Annotated in this window: 19 protein-coding genes; 16 read left to right on the top strand and 3 right to left on the bottom strand. The window is 40.4% G+C overall.

Annotated elements, in window-relative coordinates:
• Positions 1-2: 2 nt before the first annotated feature.
• The 10 genes from nuoH to GJV03_RS05495 all read left to right on the top strand — a co-directional run bounded on the left by nuoH (position 3) and on the right by GJV03_RS05495 (position 10,149).
• Positions 3-1,016 (top strand): NADH-quinone oxidoreductase subunit NuoH, encoded by a 1,014-nt coding sequence (gene nuoH / locus GJV03_RS05540; RefSeq protein ID WP_004819331.1) that lies wholly within the window; start codon positions 3-5, stop codon positions 1,014-1,016.
• A gap of 18 nt (positions 1,017-1,034) precedes the next feature.
• Entirely contained in the window at positions 1,035-1,577 is a 543-nt protein-coding gene (nuoI, locus tag GJV03_RS05535; protein WP_004722835.1) for an NADH-quinone oxidoreductase subunit NuoI, read from the top strand.
• Positions 1,577-2,095, top strand: coding sequence for an NADH-quinone oxidoreductase subunit J (gene nuoJ / locus GJV03_RS05530; RefSeq protein WP_171066894.1), 519 nt, complete (start codon positions 1,577-1,579; stop codon positions 2,093-2,095). Before nuoI ends, nuoJ begins: the two co-directional genes overlap by 1 nt.
• Positions 2,095-2,403 (top strand): NADH-quinone oxidoreductase subunit NuoK, encoded by a 309-nt coding sequence (nuoK, locus tag GJV03_RS05525; protein WP_004722831.1) that lies wholly within the window; start codon positions 2,095-2,097, stop codon positions 2,401-2,403. The genes nuoJ and nuoK overlap by 1 nt, the downstream gene beginning before the upstream one ends.
• The gene (gene nuoL, locus GJV03_RS05520) at positions 2,400-4,289 is read left to right on the top strand and encodes an NADH-quinone oxidoreductase subunit L (protein ID WP_151801202.1); all 1,890 of its coding nucleotides are present in this window, start codon (positions 2,400-2,402) and stop codon (positions 4,287-4,289) included. Before nuoK ends, nuoL begins: the two co-directional genes overlap by 4 nt.
• A gap of 7 nt (positions 4,290-4,296) precedes the next feature.
• On the top strand, positions 4,297-5,901 hold the full coding sequence (nuoM, locus tag GJV03_RS05515; RefSeq protein ID WP_171066950.1) for an NADH-quinone oxidoreductase subunit M: 1,605 nt from the start codon (positions 4,297-4,299) through the stop codon (positions 5,899-5,901).
• A gap of 2 nt (positions 5,902-5,903) precedes the next feature.
• Positions 5,904-7,460: an NADH-quinone oxidoreductase subunit NuoN gene (gene nuoN, locus GJV03_RS05510; protein WP_154129648.1), complete on the top strand. Its 1,557-nt coding sequence runs from the start codon at positions 5,904-5,906 to the stop codon at positions 7,458-7,460.
• Between the two features lie 121 nt (positions 7,461-7,581).
• Positions 7,582-8,217 (top strand): uracil phosphoribosyltransferase, encoded by a 636-nt coding sequence (gene upp / locus GJV03_RS05505; protein WP_004722821.1) that lies wholly within the window; start codon positions 7,582-7,584, stop codon positions 8,215-8,217.
• A gap of 61 nt (positions 8,218-8,278) precedes the next feature.
• Entirely contained in the window at positions 8,279-9,349 is a 1,071-nt protein-coding gene (locus GJV03_RS05500; protein WP_154129646.1) for a hypothetical protein, read from the top strand.
• A 59-nt stretch (positions 9,350-9,408) separates the two neighbouring features.
• Positions 9,409-10,149 carry an excalibur calcium-binding domain-containing protein gene (locus GJV03_RS05495; RefSeq protein ID WP_154129645.1) on the top strand — a complete coding sequence of 247 codons (741 nt, stop codon included), beginning with the start codon at positions 9,409-9,411 and terminating at the stop codon, positions 10,147-10,149.
• A 363-nt stretch (positions 10,150-10,512) separates the two neighbouring features.
• Here GJV03_RS05495 and gigC read toward each other — a convergent pair whose 3' ends face one another.
• The gene (gene gigC / locus GJV03_RS05490) at positions 10,513-11,394 is read right to left on the bottom strand and encodes a LysR family transcriptional regulator GigC (protein WP_004722815.1); all 882 of its coding nucleotides are present in this window, start codon (positions 11,392-11,394) and stop codon (positions 10,513-10,515) included.
• An 82-nt stretch (positions 11,395-11,476) separates the two neighbouring features.
• Here gigC and GJV03_RS05485 point away from each other — a divergent pair, with 82 nt between their 5' ends.
• Positions 11,477-12,238 carry a ferredoxin--NADP reductase gene (locus GJV03_RS05485; protein ID WP_056514680.1) on the top strand — a complete coding sequence of 254 codons (762 nt, stop codon included), beginning with the start codon at positions 11,477-11,479 and terminating at the stop codon, positions 12,236-12,238.
• A gap of 99 nt (positions 12,239-12,337) precedes the next feature.
• Here GJV03_RS05485 and thiO read toward each other — a convergent pair whose 3' ends face one another.
• Both thiO and hemB read right to left on the bottom strand, forming a co-directional pair.
• The gene (thiO, locus tag GJV03_RS05480; RefSeq protein WP_154129644.1) at positions 12,338-13,474 is read right to left on the bottom strand and encodes a glycine oxidase ThiO; all 1,137 of its coding nucleotides are present in this window, start codon (positions 13,472-13,474) and stop codon (positions 12,338-12,340) included.
• Between the two features lie 158 nt (positions 13,475-13,632).
• A complete protein-coding gene (gene hemB / locus GJV03_RS05475; protein ID WP_171500326.1) occupies positions 13,633-14,646 on the bottom strand; it encodes a porphobilinogen synthase in 1,014 nt (337 codons plus the stop codon).
• 99 nt (positions 14,647-14,745) lie between these two features.
• Here hemB and GJV03_RS05470 point away from each other — a divergent pair, with 99 nt between their 5' ends.
• From GJV03_RS05470 to GJV03_RS05450, 5 genes are all read left to right on the top strand, one after another.
• Entirely contained in the window at positions 14,746-15,279 is a 534-nt protein-coding gene (locus GJV03_RS05470) for a thioesterase family protein (RefSeq protein WP_004722808.1), read from the top strand.
• A 326-nt stretch (positions 15,280-15,605) separates the two neighbouring features.
• Positions 15,606-16,763, top strand: coding sequence for an HlyD family efflux transporter periplasmic adaptor subunit (locus GJV03_RS05465; protein WP_004722805.1), 1,158 nt, complete (start codon positions 15,606-15,608; stop codon positions 16,761-16,763).
• Positions 16,764-16,769: 6 nt separating this feature from the next.
• Positions 16,770-18,296 carry a DHA2 family efflux MFS transporter permease subunit gene (locus GJV03_RS05460; RefSeq protein ID WP_004819350.1) on the top strand — a complete coding sequence of 509 codons (1,527 nt, stop codon included), beginning with the start codon at positions 16,770-16,772 and terminating at the stop codon, positions 18,294-18,296.
• A 144-nt stretch (positions 18,297-18,440) separates the two neighbouring features.
• On the top strand, positions 18,441-18,734 hold the full coding sequence (locus GJV03_RS05455) for a cold shock domain-containing protein (protein WP_004819352.1): 294 nt from the start codon (positions 18,441-18,443) through the stop codon (positions 18,732-18,734).
• Between the two features lie 272 nt (positions 18,735-19,006).
• Positions 19,007-19,375: an endonuclease domain-containing protein gene (locus GJV03_RS05450; protein ID WP_151956532.1), complete on the top strand. Its 369-nt coding sequence runs from the start codon at positions 19,007-19,009 to the stop codon at positions 19,373-19,375.
• Positions 19,376-19,516: the final 141 nt, after the last annotated feature.

The following is a 19,516-nucleotide window of genomic DNA, read 5'->3' as shown; positions in this document are numbered from 1 at the left end:
TCATGAATGAATCTTTACGCGCACTACCGACATGGGCACAAGACTGGCCAATCGCTTATTCAGTGATTCAAGCCATCGTAATTTTGTTGGTTGTGGTTTTACTGGCCGCTTTGATGTCATTTATTGAACGTCGTTTGCTGGGCTTATGGCAAGACCGTTATGGACCAAACCGTGTTGGTCCTGGCGGGATGTTCCAGATCGTTGCCGACATGTTGAAAATCATGTTCAAAGAAGACTGGACACCAAAGTTTGTAGATAAGTTAACCTTCCGTTTAGCACCAGCAGTGGCAATGGCGACTGCAGTACTGTCATTCATGGTTATTCCTGTTTCACCTTACTTAGGTGTTTCAGACATGAGTATCGGGCTATTGTTCTTTATGGCAATGGCAGGTATCGCAGTATATGCGGTGTTATTTGGTGGTTGGGCATCCAACAACAAATATGCGTTACTAGGTGGTCTACGTTCAGCAGCACAAACCATTTCTTATGAAGTCTTTTTAGGGATTTCATTGATGGGTGTGGTGGCAATTGCAGGTTCATTTAACTTGCGTGACATCGTAGAAGCACAACGTGATGTATGGTTTGTGATTCCGCAATTCATTGGTTTCATGATCTTCGTGGTTGCAGGTGTTGCGGTAACGCATCGTCATCCATTTGACCAACCAGAAGCTGAACAAGAATTGGCAGAAGGTTACCATGTCGAATATGGTGGTATGAAATGGGGGATGTTCTTCGTTGCTGAATACGTCAACATCATTTTAATTTCAGCACTGATCGTGACTTTATTCTTTGGCGGTTGGTTAGCACCATTTAATTTAAATATTCCATTCATTCCAGATGCGTTCTGGTTCATTGCGAAAACAGCATTCTTTGTAATGATGTTTGTCTTGGCACGTGGTTCTTTAATGCGTCCACGTTATGACCAAGTTATGAATTTTGGTTGGAAAGTGTGTTTACCACTTGCATTGGTCAACCTTTTGGTGACTGGTGCTGTGATTCTGATGAATCAGGCCTAGGACAGCAGGGAGTACAAAATGTATAAAATTCTAGCTGGCGTAGGATCAATTGTTCGTTCGTTGTGGATGGTGTTTAGCCATGTCACACGCAAACGCGATACGATTTTATATCCAGAAGTGCCAGCCGAACAAATCGTACCTCCACGCTACCGTGGTCGTATCGTATTAACACGTGACCCAGACGGTGAAGAGCGTTGTGTTGCGTGTAACTTATGTGCGGTTGCATGTCCTGTTGGTTGTATTTCATTGCAGAAAGCTGAAAAAGATGATGGACGTTGGTATCCAGAATTTTTCCGCATTAACTTCTCACGCTGCATTTTCTGCGGTATGTGTGAAGAAGCATGTCCAACAACTGCTATTCAGTTAACACCAGATTTTGAGTTAGGCGAATATGTCCGTCAGGATCTTGTTTATGAGAAAGAAAACTTACTCATTTCAGGACCGGGTAAATACCCAGACTACAATTTCTACCGTGTAAGTGGTATGGCAATTGATGGTAAAGAAAAAGGTCAAGCGCAACGTGAAAGTGCGCCTGTAGATGTACGGAGCTTATTACCATGATGTGGCCATTTTATTTAATGGCTCTCGTGGCCATTGTTTCGACGATTCGTGTTGTGACCAACACCAATCCAGTACATGCTTTATTAAGTTTGATCGTCTCTCTACTTGCTGTTGCAGGGATCTTCTTGATCATTGGTGCACCATTTGCAGCTGCGCTTGAAGTGATTGTTTATGCGGGTGCGATCATGGTGTTGTTCGTATTCGTGGTCATGATGCTCAACCTTGGTCAACATACAGTTGACCAAGAACGTAAATGGTTGACTTCAGATGCTTGGGCTTATCCAGCACTCATGAGCTTCTTAGTTGGCTTATGTTTGGTTTGGGTATTAGGTTCAGACTATACCCAACATGGTGCAGTACTTGGAACTCAAGTGATTGGACCTAAAGCAATTGGTCAAGCACTCTTTACCCACTATTTATTATTGGTTGAAGTTGCCGCAATGTTATTGCTTGCAGCATTGGTTGCAGCATTCCACTTAGGCAAACGTGAACCGAGTGCAGCAGAGGATAAACAGTAATGGGCAACATTCCTTTAGAACATGGTTTGATCGTCGCAACTATCCTTTTTGCACTGGGTTTTTACGGTGTAATGGTGCGACGCAACCTATTATTTATGTTAATGAGCCTTGAGATCATGATGAATGCAGCAGCATTGGCATTCGTTGTGGCAGGAAGTGCATGGGCACAACCTGATGGTCAAATTATGTTTATTTTGATCCTCACACTTGCTGCGGCAGAGGCTTGTATCGGTCTAGCGATCGTCCTCCAGTTCTATCATCGCTTCCATCATCTGGATGTAGATGCTGCTAGTGAGATGCGCGGATGAGTTATTTATATTTAACGATTTTATTTCCGCTGATTGGCTTTGTACTTTTAGCGGCAGGACGTAATAAACTTCCTGAAAATGTAGCAGCAATTATTGGTGCGGGTTCTGTTGGCCTTTCTGCTTTATTTGCATTGATTGCAGGTATGGACTTTGTTCAGCAGGGTTCAGTTGCGCAAGCACAGCATTTATGGACTTGGTTCAATGTAGGCGGTTTTGCACCGGGTGTAAGTTTGCATCTTGATGGCTTGTCATTGTTAATGATGGGCATGGTGACAGGTGTAGGTTTCCTGATTCACATCTTTGCAACTTGGTACATGCGTGGTGAAGAAGACTTCGCACGTTTCTTCTCATACTTCAACTTATTCGTTGCCAGCATGTTGGTGCTTGTATTGGGTGATAACTTAGCGTTGTTATTCTTAGGTTGGGAAGGCGTAGGTCTGTGTTCTTACCTGTTGATTGGTTATTACTACCAAAACCCTGCAAATGGTTTTGCGGCAATTAAAGCATTTACAGTAACGCGTGTTGGTGATGTATTCTTACTGATCGCATTGTTCTTGCTTTACCAACAATTTGGTACTTTACACATCGGCACGATTGTTGCCAATGCTTCACAAGTTCTCGCACTTGATCATAACTTGGCATTGATCACGTCACTGATGTTGTTCTTGGGTGCAGCAGGTAAATCTGCGCAAATCCCATTACAAACATGGTTGGCAGATGCAATGGCTGGTCCGACACCAGTATCTGCATTGATCCATGCTGCAACAATGGTTACCGCTGGTATCTACTTATGTTGCCGTATGTTCTCTGTGTTTGAAATGACACCAGAAGTGATGCAGTTCATTTCGATTACGGGTGCTGTAACATTGTTGGTTGCTGGCTTTGCGGCTTTGGTTCAAACAGATATCAAACGTATTCTGGCTTACTCTACCATGAGTCAGCTCGGTTATATGTTTATGGCTGTGGGTGCAGAAGCGTATCAAGCAGGTCTGTTCCATATGCTTGCACATGCATTCTTTAAGGCATTATTGTTCTTGTCTTCTGGTGCGGTGATCTTGGCTTACCATCATGAGCAAAACATCTTTAAAATGGGTGGCTTGTTCTACAAAAATAAATTCTTATTTGCTTGCTTCGCGATTGGTGGTGGTGCACTTGCTGCAATCCCATTTATTACGATCGGCTTCTTCTCAAAAGATGCAATCTTGGGTGCTGTTTGGGCGCAAGGTCAATCTGTCGCATTGTATAACTCATTGTATTGGGTTGGTGTTGCGGGTGCATTCTTAACTTCGATTTATACATTCCGTTTAATTTGGGTTGTATTCTTTGGTGAAGAAAAAACACATTATCACGAAATCAAAGGTGCAACGTATTGGGCGCCTTTAGGTATCTTGGCTGTTCTTTCAACAGGTTTGGCTTACTTCTTAAAAGCGCCAGTGATGAACATTTTAAATGCAGCACATATCCCTGCATTTGAGGTTTCTCAAGCGATTGAAGAAGGAATGCATGGTGCAGAACACCTTGCAGTCGGTATCGCATTGGTCGGTTTAGCTGTAGGCGTGGTGTTATTTGCTTTCGCTTATAAAGCGGTGCAAGGTTTTGCAGCCACTTCATTTGGTGCTGGACTTGCAAATATCTGCCGTAATGCATTTGGTTTCGATTCTTTATACAACCTTGTATTTGTTCAACCTTATTTACTCATTGCGAAAATTTTAGGTCGTGACCCAATTGATGGTTTATGGCTGGTATTACCTGCAATCGTAAATAGTGGGAATAAATTTACAAGTACCCGTCAAACAGGTTCATTACGTGAATATGCATCAAGTATGTCACTCGGTGTAGTGGTATTGCTGATGATCTTGATCGTGATTCAGGTAGTGGGGAAATAAGATGGAAATCACAAACAATTGGATTTTACCCGCACTGATTCTTGTACCTTTTATTGCAGGTTTCGCGTGTTGGTTGGTCGATAAACTTGATAAACATTTGCCACGTTATATCGCATTAGTCGGTATGCTCGTTACATTGGGCTTAACACTGATTTTGTGGAAACAAGGTGGCTTTAGCTATGAGTTGGGGGCGAAGACTCCAACTTGGGCAGCAGAATTTTATTTACCTTGGATTAAATCACTTGGTATTAACATTCATTTGGCTGTAGATGGTCTTTCATTGCTGATGGTGGGATTGACTGCATTACTGGGTGTACTTGCAGTTGGTTGTTCATGGGGTGAAATTCAAAAGAATGTCGGCTTCTTCCACTTAAACCTGTTATGGTCTTTGGGTGGGGTAATCGGGGTTTTCCTTGCAATTGATATGTTCTTGTTCTTCTTCTTCTGGGAGATGATGTTAGTACCTATCTACTTCTTGATCGCACTTTGGGGTCATAAAGGCGCAGACGGTAAATCACGTGTTTATGCTGCAACCAAGTTCTTTATCTATACCCAAGTCGCAGGCTTGATCATGCTCATCGGGATCTTAGGCTTAGTGGTCTACGGTTCTCAGATGTCAGGTACGATTAGCTTCGACTATAACTACTTACTTGCAGTTGCAAACACTTTAGATGCTCAGGCACCACATATTGCCTATGCATTGATGATCTGTTTCTTTATTGGTTTTGCGGTCAAGCTTCCAGTATTTCCATTACACGGTTGGTTACCAGATGCCCATGCACAAGCACCTACAGCAGGTTCTGTAGACTTAGCGGGTATCTTGATTAAAACTGCTGCGTACGGTTTACTGCGCTTTGTATTGCCATTCTTCCCAGCAGCATCTGCACAATTTGCCGATATTGCGATTATTTTAGGTTTGATTGGTATTTTCTACGGCGCTTGGTGTGCTTTCCAGCAAACAGATATGAAACGCCTGCTTGCTTATACTTCTATTTCGCATATGGGTTTCGTATTACTTGCACTTTATGCCGGTAATATTCTGACGTTCCAAGGCTTAATGATCATGATGTTGGCACATGGTTTGTCATCTGCTGCATTGTTCATTATGTGTGGTCAAGTGTATGAACGCTTACATACCCGTGACTTACGTTTGATGGGTGGTATTCGTGGTCAATTCCAGTATTTACCATTCTTCTTGATGTTCTTTGTCTCTGCGCTTGTGGGTATTCCAGGTCTAGGTAACTTTATTGGTGAATTCCTGATCTTGATGGGTTCATTTGCTAAGTTCCCAACATTTACCATCATTGCGGCGATTAGCTTGGTCTTTGCCGGTCTTTATGGTCTGATCCTGATCCACAAAGCTTTATTTGGTACACCAAATGAAGAACAGAAAAAGCATTATGAAAGTCCATTAAAAGACTTGAATGTACGTGAAACAGTAATTCTATTGATCTGTGCATTTGGCTTATTATGGTTAGGTGTGTATCCACAAAGCTTCCTTGATATTTCTCACTCAAGTATGGCGTGGTTATCAAATAGCTATATTCCAGTTCAAGAAGTTGTTGATGCGGCACAACAAGTCGTATCTCAACAAAATGTGGAGATCCAATAGTCATGAACTTCACTATGTCATTTTCGGGTCTCATGCCTTTAGCACCAGTTTTTATTGTTGCTTTAACCGCTGTAGTGGTGATGATCCTAACCTCGATCAAGCGTAATCATAATTTGATTGCGACTGCATCGGTGGTGGGTCTAAACCTTGCTGCAATTGATATTTTATTCATGATGTTTGGTGGTTCATTTGCACCATCAAATGTGATGAACATGTTTGTGGTTGATCCATTTACATTGTTTTATCAATTTATTGCAGTAGTTGCTGCACTCGCATGCTGTACGTTATCTCACGCTTATATTGAAACTTATAAAGATAATCGTGAAGAGCTTTATATCTTGATGTTGATCTCTGTAACAGGGGCAATGTTGATGGTGGCAAGTTCTCATTATGCATCGTTCTTTATTAGCTTAGAGCTTTTGTCAATTCCTGTGTATGGCTTATTGGCATATACGCATCAGCGTGGAAAATCGCTAGAAGCAGGCGTAAAGTATTTGGTACTTTCTGCAACAGCTTCAGCAATCTTATTGATGGGTATGGCATACGTCTATGCTTATACAGGGACATTGTCATTTACTGACTTCCCAGGTTTGTATGGAAATCAGTTAGCACAAACGCAACAAATTGCGTCTTTGGCTGACTTTATTGAACAGTTAAAAGGTTTCCTTGCTCAACCGATGATTTTGTTGGGTTCAGGATTAATCGTGATTGCGATTGCGTTTAAATTATCGCTTGCGCCATTTCATAAATGGACACCAGATGTTTATCAAGGTGCGCCTGCGCCAATCGCGACCTATCTTGCAACTGTTGCTAAAGTTGCAACCATTGGTTTATTGGTACGCTTTATTTTAAGTTCAGGTTTCATTCTTGTACCGTCTATCGTGACTGTATTAACTGTGATCGCTGTACTTTCGATTTTAGTCGGTAACTTCCTTGCATTACGTCAAGTCAACTTAAAACGAATTTTGGGTTATTCATCAATCGCCCATTTTGGTTATTTATTGATTGCTTTGATTAGTTTAGGTTATGCAAGTTTAGGTAGTGTAAGTGTGTATGTGGTGACTTATACCTTAACTACGATTGGTGCTTTTGGTGCTGTCGCGTTAATGTCAAGCCCATATAACAATGTTGATGAAGCCGAGTCGCTTGCGGATTACCGTGGTTTATTCTGGCGTCGTCCAGTACTGACTGCGACGTTAACAGTGATGATGCTTTCTCTTGCAGGGATTCCATTGACCGCTGGTTTCATCGGTAAGTTTATGGTGGTGATTGCTGCTGTAACCACAGAACATTGGTTCTTGGCGGCTATGGTTGTGGTGGGTAGTGGTATTGGTTTGTATTACTACTTACGTGTGATGATCGTGATGTATATGACTCCACCAGATAATCCTCGTATTGATGCAGTTGATCATTGGGGACAAAAAGTGGGTGGTTTGATGGTGCTCGGCGCTGCTGCTTTGGTATTGATCATTGGTGTTTATCCAGATCCAATCATCAGCTTGGCGTTAAAATCAGAAATTTTATCTCCTTTACATTTCTTGATGAGCCAACAACACTAATCGCAATAAAATCCTGCTATTAACAAAAAAAGCCCTCATTCATTGAGGGCTTTTCTTATCTCTGATATAAAAAACATTTATAATAATGGAAATTTACTTTTATCCTTTTAGGTGTCCTCCCGTGTCTATTCAAGAAATTCGTCATCCACTTATTCGTCATAAATTAGGTTTATTACGCCGTGCTGACATTAGTACTAAGAATTTCCGTGAACTCGCTCAAGAAGTAACCATGCTTTTAACTTATGAAGCAACCAAAGATTTACCTGTGTGTGATCATGAGATTGATGGCTGGAACGGTAAAGTCACAGTAGACAGAATTGCGGGTAAAAAAATCACTGTAGTGCCGATTTTACGTGCTGGTATTGGCATGTTAGAAGGTTTTTTAAATCTCATCCCAAGTGCTAAAGTTTCAGTTCTCGGTTTAGAACGTGATGAAGAAACCTTGGAAGCACGTACCTATTATAAAAAATTGGTTCCAGATGTACAAAACCGTTTAGCCATGATTATTGACCCGATGTTGGCAACAGGTTCTTCTTTAGTTGCTGCAATTGACGTATTGAAAGCAAGTGGATGTAAAGATATCCGTGTTATGGTTTTGGTTGCAGCGCCTGAAGGGATTAAACGTGTTGAAGCCGCGCACCCAGATGTAACGATTTTTACCGCTTCAATTGATCAAGGTTTAAATGAACAAGGTTATATCGTGCCAGGTTTAGGTGATGCTGGAGATAAAATTTTTGGTAGTGTGCAAAAAGATTAAAATTTAGTATGATCAAAGGAGGCTATAGGGGGCCTCCTTTTTAATGATAAGAGAATAAAAAATGTTTAGAAAAGGGACTGTTACCTTTTTCGATAATGATTTAGGGCAAGGTCTAATTGAATTAAGTGATCATCAACAAGTTGTTTTCAAATTAGAAGATTTCTCAAATCAATTGCTACTTCCTCAAATTGGTGAGCGGATTAAATGTGTCGTTTTAGAGCAGAGTGATGGTTTATTTGCCAAATTTATCGTACGTTTAGATCATAAAAATTATGTGAATGATCAAAATAAGTCCTCTGTTTCACATCTTTATTCAGAAAATACCTATGAACATATTAGAAATGTTCGCAAAGCGCTGAAAAAGAGAAGGGGATTGGCTGATGAAGGCTTATTGACCCCCCAAACGAAAACTCAGGCTGAGCAAGCCGTTTTACCTGACACTATTCTAGATATTAACTTAGTTGTAGCAGATCAAAAAGTAACAGTTATTGAACCCATTCAAACAATAATCAATGATCCTGCAATCGAAGAATGGGGCGGAAACTTAAATCAAGCCAAAGAGATTGAACCTGTAACGCAAACACAAGTTGACCTTTCTGTTAAAGTTATCCAGAATACTGAATTGAAAGACGAAACTCATACATTTGATAACATTAAACCCGTTGAAGAAATTCATGCTATTACTGTTGTTGATGTGGGTGAGGCGAATCAAAACATTGAAATCACTGAGGGTAATCAGAGCGCAGTGTTGCTTAGCCCCTTAAAGGTGATAGAAGATGGTCAAAATTTTAAAGGGGATGATTTATATTTTAACAGCCAAATTGATCGGCAGTTGCTTGAAAAGCATATGGATTTAACGGCATTTCAACGTTTAATTCAAAAGTTGAAAGTTAAATTTTTATATTCCAAACGCAAACAAGCTGTAAAGAAAATTCGATCTGAAAAACGCAAGACTTTGAATCCTTGGGTGGCGATCGTCGCTGTGGTGATATTCATTGCGGTAAGTTCTGTGATGTATGCAATGGATCGTTATAAGCAGTACAAAGTTGAGGCTGAAATGAGACTTCAACAATATCAACAAGAACAAAAGGACAAGATTAAACAGCAGAAACGAAAGGCATATTCACACTAAACATCTGAAACGAGTTGAATATATTTTACGATTCATACTTATTTTAAAAGAGAAGTTATATGTTTTATTTGGGGCAAATCATTGAATATCATCATGATAAAGGTTACGGACTTTTATTGGATCATAATTCAGCGCAATCTGTAATATTTTACATCGCTGATTTTCCAAAAGAAGGTGGTCAACCGAAAAAAGGCGAAACCATAAAATATGTAATTATCAATGTACATGGAACATTGAAAGCACATCAAATGATTCGTTTAGATGTTGCGATGAGTAATGACTTAAAAAATAAAAAGATCAATATTGATAAGCAAAAAAATATTTTAAGACGAAGTAAAAATGAAGGGCAGAAATTCGGTTTTATGTCTGTGGTGATTTTGGTGATTGTTTTTGGTTTCGTTTATTTTAGCTTTGCCACATGGAATCAATACCAAACCTATCAGGAAGAACAACATGCTAAATTTGCCCTGTTAGAACAACAACAGAAGCAAATCGTTGAGCAACAGCGTAAAGACATTGGTTATGTCAAACCTGTAAAGTTTAGTGAAAAATCTCAAAATGCGTTAAATAGCCATCATCACTCAGCGCAAAAACAGAATGAAGCAGTATCGGTACAAAGCAACACAACTGTATCGACAACAGCATCAACGGAAAAATCACCTTATCAATGCGATGGTCGTACGCATTGTAGCCAAATGACATCTTATGATGAGGCGGTATTTTTTATTAAAAATTGCCCCAATACGCAAATGGATGGTAACCATGATGGTCGACCATGTGAACGGCAATTTGGTAAATAGCTTTTAAGTTAAGAATGAGGGTCTGATGATAATTCGTATACGTTTGCGACTGGGTGTGTTTTTTAGGCGATACTAGGCGCGAAGTATGAAATTTAGTCATTCTAAATGAATAGTTCGCAACAACGTAGCGGCAAAAATACGCTAGTCCCCCGCTGCGCCTTGCGCTGCAAACAAAGCAGTGCTTTGTTCTTGCTCAGGGTTGTGGCTAAAATTATCTCAGCCTAAATTGAAACTCGAGAATAGCCTCACTATTTTCATTCATGCATTACGACGTATACATCTCCTACTTAATTTTAATCTACAACGTAAACGATTTATGAAATGTCAGCAGACCCTATAAAAGCTCCAAGAGGAGCTTTGGTTTTAACCATTTTCACAAAATTTTAAGAAGGCTCTTAAGCCCGGTCCTTGGTACTTTTGACGATGTACCAGCATATATAGCGGGCGAGCAAGTTGCCAGAATGGTGTATTTAAAATCACCAATTGTCCTTTGTCGAGCAAAGGCTGAATCGCCAATTTAGAAATACATGACATTCCTAGACCACCAGCAACGATTTTTAAAATCGCTTCATTATGACCTAGGGTTAAACGGATATTGGCATCTTCAAGATCTTTTAGAATGGCATTGTCAAAGACTTCACGTGTTCCAGAACCTTCTTCACGTAATATCCATTCAACATGCTGAAAGTCAGACTGTTTTAATTCACGATGTAAATTTGCCAGTGGATGATTAGGCGAACAACATACCGCGAGTTCGTCGTCTCGCCAATGAATACATTGAAGTTGTGGTAGGAAGCATGAACCTTCAATCAATGCCAAATCGAGTTGGAATTGGTTGACCGCTTCAATCATTTGGCGGGTATTGCCGACTTGAAGCTGTAAATGCGCTTGAGGTTGAACTTGTAAAAAGTTTGCCATTAAGTCGGGCATTAAATAATCACTGATGGTCAGTGTTGCACCAATCCGTAAATCAATACTTTGTAGTTCACCTTTGGCTGCTTGTTCAAAGGCTTCACAGCGACCTAAAATTTCTAAAGCTTGAGGAAGTAAGAAGCGACCAAGATCATTAAGCTGTAAGCGCTTACCAAGACGATCGAAAAGCGGAGCACCCAGTCCATCTTCTAAATCTGCCAAAGCCATACTTGCCGCACTTTGAGTCAACCGAACCGCATCACTTGCTTTGGTCACGGTACCTTCTTGAGCGACAGCAACAAAAACCGCCAACTGGCGTAAAGTCATTCGCATAAGTAGAGCCTTAACATTTTAATATTCATAGATTATATAGTCATGCTACCATGAGGACTATGTTTCATGCCACGAAGAAATCATGTCAATTGAAAAATTTAGCATAGAAAAGGTTTTGTCTGTTCAGCGTTGGACCAATACACTTTTCAGTTTCACCATGACTCGACCTGCCCATTTTAAGTTTACCGCAGGGCAATTTGCTCGCATTGGTTTAAAAGTGGGTGATGATTTGGTGGTAAGAGCATATTCCGTGGTTTCATCCCCATTTGATGAAACACTCGAATTTTTTTCAATCGTTGTTCCTGACGGTGCATTTACTTCCAATTTACAGCATCTACAAGTCGGTGATGAGCTTTATTTGGAAAAAATCCCCTATGGATTCTTAACTTTAGCACGTTATCAATTGCCATTGCCTAAAGATTTGTGGTTGTTGGCAACAGGTACAGGTTTAGCGCCGTTTATTTCGATGCTACAAGATTTTGAAACTTGGTCAAAGTACGAAAAAATCAACTTGGTGTATAGCGTAAGAACTGAATCTGAATTGGCTTACGTCGATCGGATTCAAGAGATAGCCCAGCTTTTTGGTGAGGGGCATACAGGTTTTAAATTTATCCCGATTGTTACGCGTGATCCCAATGCAGCCTTGCATGATCGCTTACCAATTTTGATTGAAAATGGTGAATTGGAAAAAGCCGCTGATTTAAAATTCAATGCAGATACCACTCATGTCATGCTATGTGGAAATCCACAAATGGTAGATGACACCAAAGCCGCATTAAAAGCCCGTGGTTTAACGATGAATCGTCGTGGTGAAGGCAATATTGCTGTAGAGAATTATTGGTAAATCACTGGATCGGCATCAGCAATTGTATCAATCGTTTTAGATGAGAGACGCGGCTAAGCATCTTCTCTTTAATTCTTTCATGTCAGAACCAAATATTTTTTAGCTAAAAGATGATTGCTGAGTGTGTGGTGTATATGCTGTTAATCGCTCGGTTGAATAAGCTTTTGCATCAACACGTGTATCTTGATTGAGCATCAATTGTCTTAATAACTGTGCTGAAGCAGGTCCCATACATAAGCCATTACGGTAATGTCCAAAATTTGCCCATAAATTATTCAGTTCAGGCATTTTTCCAATATATGGAATGCCTGTTGGTGAACTTGGACGCAATCCTGCCCATTGTTTGACGATGGGGAAGTTTGCTAATTCAGGGACCATCTCGATACAGGCTTTATAAATATTTTGTTGTGTTTGTACATTTGGACGCTTATCAAATCCGATATGGTCCATGCTTGAACCGCATACGATATGACCATCTAGGCGTGGGATCAAATACATCACATTGTTCATACACATGGTGGGTAACCAGTTTTCAGGGGTTTTAAATAACATCATTTGTCCCTGAACAGGCTCTACTGGGATCGAAAGCTGTAATTGATCTGCCCAGCAATTTGACCATGCACCCGTTGCAATCACAAATTGGTCTGCGACAAAATGTTGTCCATTGGCACTTTCAACAGACTGAATTTTTTGATTTTGAATATTAAATTTTTCGATCCATGTATTTTCATACACTTCAACTTGAGGGTGTTGTTTGAGGTAGCTAATCAGTGATTTAAGAAGTCGCGGATTTCTAACATTGGCTAGATGTGGAAAATAAATTGCATGTTGAAACTGTGCTGAAATATGGGGGTTGACGGTTTCAAGCTGCTCTCTTTGCAGGTATTCACAATGCTGCATAGGGTCTTGATACTGGTCTTTATAATTCAGTCCAAGCTCAAAATCTGCTTCGTCAAAAATTAACATTCCCGTGTCATGGATTTGAAAGTCTATCCCTGTTTTAGGTTGTAGTTTCTCATTCCATTGTTGGTAAAGTTGTTTGCCGTGTTGTGCCAGATGATTGACTTCATTGGGATATCTCCACGGATACATGGGTGACAGAATACCACCACCCGCCCATGAGGCGGCATGTCCAGCATGTTGTTGATCGAACAGGGTGATGGTGCAGCCTTGTTCAACAAGTTCAAGCGCGCTGAGTAAGCCACTTACTCCAGCACCGATAATGGCGATATGCATTGTGTATTCTGTACCAATTTAGAATTTTAATCCCCACCTGCAAAAGCAATACTGCTTATCTTTTGAAAGAGGGGACTTTCCGTCCACGACTGAATCAGTAATGGACGCTTCCTTTTTTTAAAGGTGAGGAACCATGAGTTCAGTAAGGGAGGAATGATTTACTTCATCTCTTTTAACTGACGTGCTGCATCTTCCGCATAATAGGTCCAAATACCATCTGCACCTGCACGACGGAAGCACATCAATGATTCCATAATCACGCTTTCAGATAACCAACCATTTTGGATAGCTGCTGCAAGCATGGCATATTCACCACTGACTTGATAAACAAAGGTCGGGACACCAAAAGTATCTTTAACTTCACGTACTACATCCAAATATGGCATACCCGGTTTAACAATCACCATGTCCGCGCCTTCTTGAATATCGAGGGCGATTTCATGCAGTGCTTCAGCACGATTACCGACATCCATTTGGTAGTTATACTTATTACCACCTTTTAGGTTGGATGATGAGCCAACTGCATCGCGGAAAGGGCCGTAGAAACTAGACGCGTATTTTGCAGAGTACGCCATGATGCTGGTATAAATAAAATCGTTACTTTCTAAAGCTTGGCGGATTGCACCAATACGGCCGTCCATCATGTCACTTGGCGCGATCACATCTGCACCTGCCTCAGCATGGCTTAAGGCTTGTTTGATCAGGCATTGAACTGTTTCATCATTTAATACATAGCCTGTATTATCAATAATGCCGTCCTGACCATGTGTGGTATAAGGATCTAATGCACCATCCGTGATGAGTACCATCTCAGGTAGTTCTTTTTTTAACAAACGTAAAGTATTTTGAACTAAACCGTCTTCATGCCACGCAGCTTCAGCTGTTAAACTTTTGTCTTGTTGTGGTGTAACGGGGAATAAGGCAAGTTTTGATACACCAAGTTCTAATAGGGTTTCTGCTTTTTTCAACAATAAGTCTGCTGACAATCGTTGAACATTTGGCATACTTGGTACATCTTGGCTTTGGTTTTGTCCCGGAAGTACAAATACTGGATAAATGAGATGATCTGCCGTGAGTTGAGTCTCTCTTACCATTGCTCGAAGCTTATCGTTTTTACGGATACGGCGCATACGAGTAGCTGGAAAAGCAGGACGATTGAACGTATAAGTCATAACAATCTCGATGTTCAGTATTAAACTAGGCATATATTGTAGCCCTTTCATATATTTTTTGGGAAAAAGCTGAAAATTTTTCTCAATATTGGTTTCGAAATGATGATGAGTGATTCTTCTAAAACTGATTCTGCGCCTAGCGAATCGCAAAAAAAGTGGACTGGTAATTTACATTTAGGTGCGAAAGCAGATTTAAATGTGGTGCTTAACCAACTCACTAAAGCGTTTAATGGTTCGCCTTATTTTTCACATAACAATATGCAAATGCGTGTTGTCAATGATGAGATTGAAGGCTATATCGAAATGAAACCGTATTTGATTGGCAATGTCGCATTTCAAATTTTACATGGTGGTGTGGCTGCGACATTGCTGGATAGTATTGGTGGAATTGTGGCAATGGGGGAGCTGTATAAACGTGCAGAGCCAGACCAATTGCCAGACACGTTAAAAAAAGTTTCTCGTTTAGCAACAGTCGATATGCGTGTGGATTATCTTGCACCTGGGCGCGGTGAATACTTTATTGCCAAAGCTGAAACCTTGAGAATGGGGCGTAAAGGTTGCACCATGCGTATGACGATGTTCAACAATGAAGGTAAGGCGATTGCAACAGCCATTGCTTCTTATGCCTATTGATCAAGCTGACTAAGTGTACTAATCAGTACACTTTTGTATTCATTGTGTCAATATAAGCCAGTAAAATACATATTTTGCTGGCTTATTTTTTTTCAAAAAAATATGAATATCAATAAGATCGACCTCTTTTATAAAGATAAACTATAGAGTAATATTTTTATTCTCATAATATGATTTTTACCTGTAAAATTGGGCACCACTATTTTAAGAAGTTGACTTATTCAACCATCAAGCAACGTCATATAGATATGATTAAGCAGTTTTTCAGTTTATATCTCCAAAATGCAAAGATGTTTTGACAAGTCCAAGTAAGCTAGGAACATGCGATGACTGACGCGCAAACGACGAATGCCTCTCCAAATGATGAAAATCAAGCGCAAGCGGATTTGGAAGCCAAACAAAAACGTAAAAAAATGCTGAAGATTTTTGCCATTATTGTTGTTGTAGCTGCAATTCTATATGCAATTTGGGCTTTTATTTTTGGCAACATTGTTGAAACGGACAATGCCTATGTCGGTGCTGAAACTGCTGAAATCACCTCAATGGTCAGCGGACAAGTTGCTGAGGTTTTGGTCAGTGATACTCAACAAGTGAGAAAAGGCGATGTACTTGCGATTATTGATAATCGTGATGCAAAAATCGCTGTTGCAGAAGCTGAAGCGGCATTGACCAAAGCCAAGCGTCAATATACACAAAGCTCGGCAAATAGCAGTTCATTGTCCTCACAGATTTTAGTCAGTGCAGATGATATTAACAGTGCCAAAGCACAAGTGGCGCAAGCCGATGTGGCGTATCAACAAGCACAGCAAGAGTTTGCCCGCCGTCAGCAGTTAAGCGCGACAGGTGCAATCTCTAAAGAAGAATTTAGCAAAGCACAAAGTGCTTTAAACAATGCTAAAGCAAATGTCGATGTGGCAAAAGCAGCATTGGCGCAAACAGAATCTAAACGTAAAGCTGCACAAAGTAATTTAGATGCCAATGAAGCTTTAATTCGGGGGACCTCACAAAGTTCAACCCCTGACGTATTGGTGGCTCAAGCCAAACTTGATCAAGCACTTTTAGATTTACAACGTACAGAAATTAAAGCGCCGTTAGATGGTGTGATTGCCCGTCGTAGTATTCAAGTGGGGCAACGTATTGCACCTGGGACAAGTTTGATGAAAGTGGTGCCTTTGGCTGAACTTTATGTGGATGCAAACTTTAAAGAAAGTCAGTTGCAAAACGTGAAAGTTGGTCAGAAGGCAACCCTCACTTCAGACCTCTATGGCAAGAAAGTAGAGTATCACGGTACGGTGATCGGCTTTTCTGGTGGTACAGGTTCAGCATTTGCGTTGATCCCTGCACAAAATGCGACAGGTAACTGGATTAAAGTGGTTCAACGTCTTCCTGTACGTATCAAACTCGATCCTAAAGAGTTGGCTGAGCATCCATTACGTGTGGGTTTATCCATGAATGCTGAGGTTGATACCTCTTCAGCGAAGTAATCACTTATGAATACAGCAACGTTTCAAAGTGAGCTTAAAGGTGGGCGCTTACTTCTCGCCGCCTTCTTTTTAGCACTTGCCAATTTTATGGTCGTACTGGATATGACCATTGCCAATGTTTCTGTGCCCCATATTACCGGAAGTTTAGCAGTATCAAGTTCTCAAGGGACTTGGGTGATCACCTCCTATGCCGTTGCTGAAGCCATCTGTGTACCTTTAACCGGTTGGCTTGCAGGACGTTTTGGTGCTGTTCGGGTATTTACCATCAGTTTAATTGGATTTACCACATTTTCAATTCTTTGTGGTTTATCCAATAGTTTGGCGATGTTAGTGATCTGTCGTATCGGACAAGGTTTATTTGGTGGTCCAATCATGCCACTCAGTCAAACTTTGTTGATGCGTATTTTTCCACCCGAAAAGCATTCTCAAGCAATGGGGATGTGGGCAATGACGACGGTTGTTGGACCGATTCTAGGTCCTATTTTAGGTGGTACGATCAGTGATAACTGGTCATGGCATTGGATTTTCTTTATCAATATTCCAGTGGGTGTGATTTGTGCTGTTGGGGTGATGCGCCTATTAAAAGTTGCTGAAACACCAATTGCTAAACTCCCGATTGATACCATTGGTCTAACGCTGCTGATCGTTTGGATTGGCGCATTACAGTTAATGCTCGATTTGGGGCATGAGCGAGATTGGTTTAATAACAGCTTTATTTGTATTTTGGCTGTGATTTTGGTGGTTGGATTTATTGCCTTTTTCATCTGGGAATATTATGAAAAACATCCCATCGTCAATATACAAATTTTCCGATACCGTGGCTTTACCATCGCAACAATCTCATTGGCTTTTGCCTTTGCGGCATTTTTTGGCAGTATTGTACTTATTCCACAATGGTTACAGATTAACTTGGGCTATACCGCATCTTGGGCAGGTTATCTGACTGCGACAATGGGCTTTGGTAGCTTGATGATGTCGCCTGTGGTTGCCAAACTTGCGACTAAATATGACCCGAGAGCCTTGTCGAGTTTTGGGCTGATGATTTTGGGTGGCGTCACATTAATGCGTTCATTTTGGACCAGTGATGCTGACTTTATGGCGCTGGCATTACCACAGATTATTCAAGGTTTTGCGGTACCGTTTTTCTTTATCCCACTGTCTAATATTGCTTTAGGTGTGGTACGTCCAGATGAAGTGGCTTCTGCTGCGGGTTTGATGAACTTTATGCGAACCATGGCAGGGGCGATTGGTGCATCTATTGCTGTGACCATTTGGGATGATCATACCAAGCTGGCACGTAGTGAAATCGTGTCAACTATGCATGTTGAGGAAACTCAGCGTAATTTGGTCAACAGTGGTTTTAGTCCTGAAATGGCGTTGGGTACCATTTCCAACTTGGTGGATAAAGAGGCTTTAACGCTTTCGGTTAATCATGTGTTTTTGATCTTTGCGATGATCTTTATTTTTGCAGGATTGATTATTTGGTTATGTCCAAAACCGAAAGGGAATGTCGGCGCAGGGCATGCACATTAGAATTTAAGTTGTATAGAAGCCTACTGAAAAGTGGGCTTTTTTATCGCTGCAATTAAGATGAGGCAAGACTATTTTTTGCTATTTTATCTATTGATCAAGATCAGGGTATAATACAGCGATTGTGTACCGCGATGAGTAATATGTATGAAGCCTGAATTCCAGCAAGGAAAAATTAAACAATACGATGCCGATAGAGGCTTTGGCTTTATTGGTGGACTTGAACAAGATATTTTCTTTCATATTTCGGATTTTCCGCTTGCAGAGGGTGAGCCAAAGCGAAATGAAAGAGTTAAATTTATCGTTGTTGAAAATAACGGCAAGTTAAAAGCAACCAAAATTGAGCGTGTTGAAGATCAATCAGCAAAAGCAAAAAAGACTAGAATTGTTGAAAACAATAAGTCGATTACTAATAATTTGTTGTCTAATTTTAGAAAGTAATAGGCGTATAGATTTAGGCCATTTTATTTTTGGGTTATTGGGTCGTAGTTTTTTAGATAAATCCCTTTAATTGAAGGGATTTTGTATGAGGGAATTGGTTTTTTAATATAAAAATATTCCTTTGCGCTGCTACAATCGCAGTTTCCCTCTTTTTTGAAGAGGGGAATGTGCGAATTTTATGATGGTATTGGATTCGCAAAATTGCTTGCTGAAAACGAAGTGCAAGAAAGGGCAATTGGAAAAGATTAAATAAATTTAAAAGAAGAACAGCAATGCAACCCTATAACAAAAACTTAAAACAACTGTCTCGTGATCTTAGGAATAATATGACGGATGTAGAATTGTTGCTTTGGTCAAAGTTACGACGCAAGCAAATTTTAGGTTTACAGTTTTATCGTCAGAAACCGATTTTAAATTACATCGTCGATTTTTACTGTCCTGCTATAAATTTGGTGATTGAATGCGATGGTGGGCAGCATTATACAGATGAGGGTTTAGAAGCTGATCGTATCCGTGATGAAGCATTGACTCAACAAGGTTTAGTTATCTTAAGATTTGATAATGGTCAAATTTTGCTGGAAATTGATAGTGTGATTTCGAAGGTTTTTGATGTGGCGAGTCAGCATTTGGAATCCCCCTAAATCCCCCTTTGATAAAGGGGGACCTGCCGTGAATTGGAAGATGGTATTTGATTTGAGCTATTCCTCTCTTCTTGCACTTCGTTTTAAAGGAATACTTTAAAACTTGTTCAGGGACGAGCTTTCACGTAATTCAATCGAGAC

The organism is Acinetobacter sp. RIT698, from assembly GCF_009668065.1.
Classification (GTDB): domain Bacteria; phylum Pseudomonadota; class Gammaproteobacteria; order Pseudomonadales; family Moraxellaceae; genus Acinetobacter; species Acinetobacter guillouiae.
Note: the sequence above shows the minus strand (reverse complement) of the source record. Positions and strands in the feature narration are given on the sequence as shown.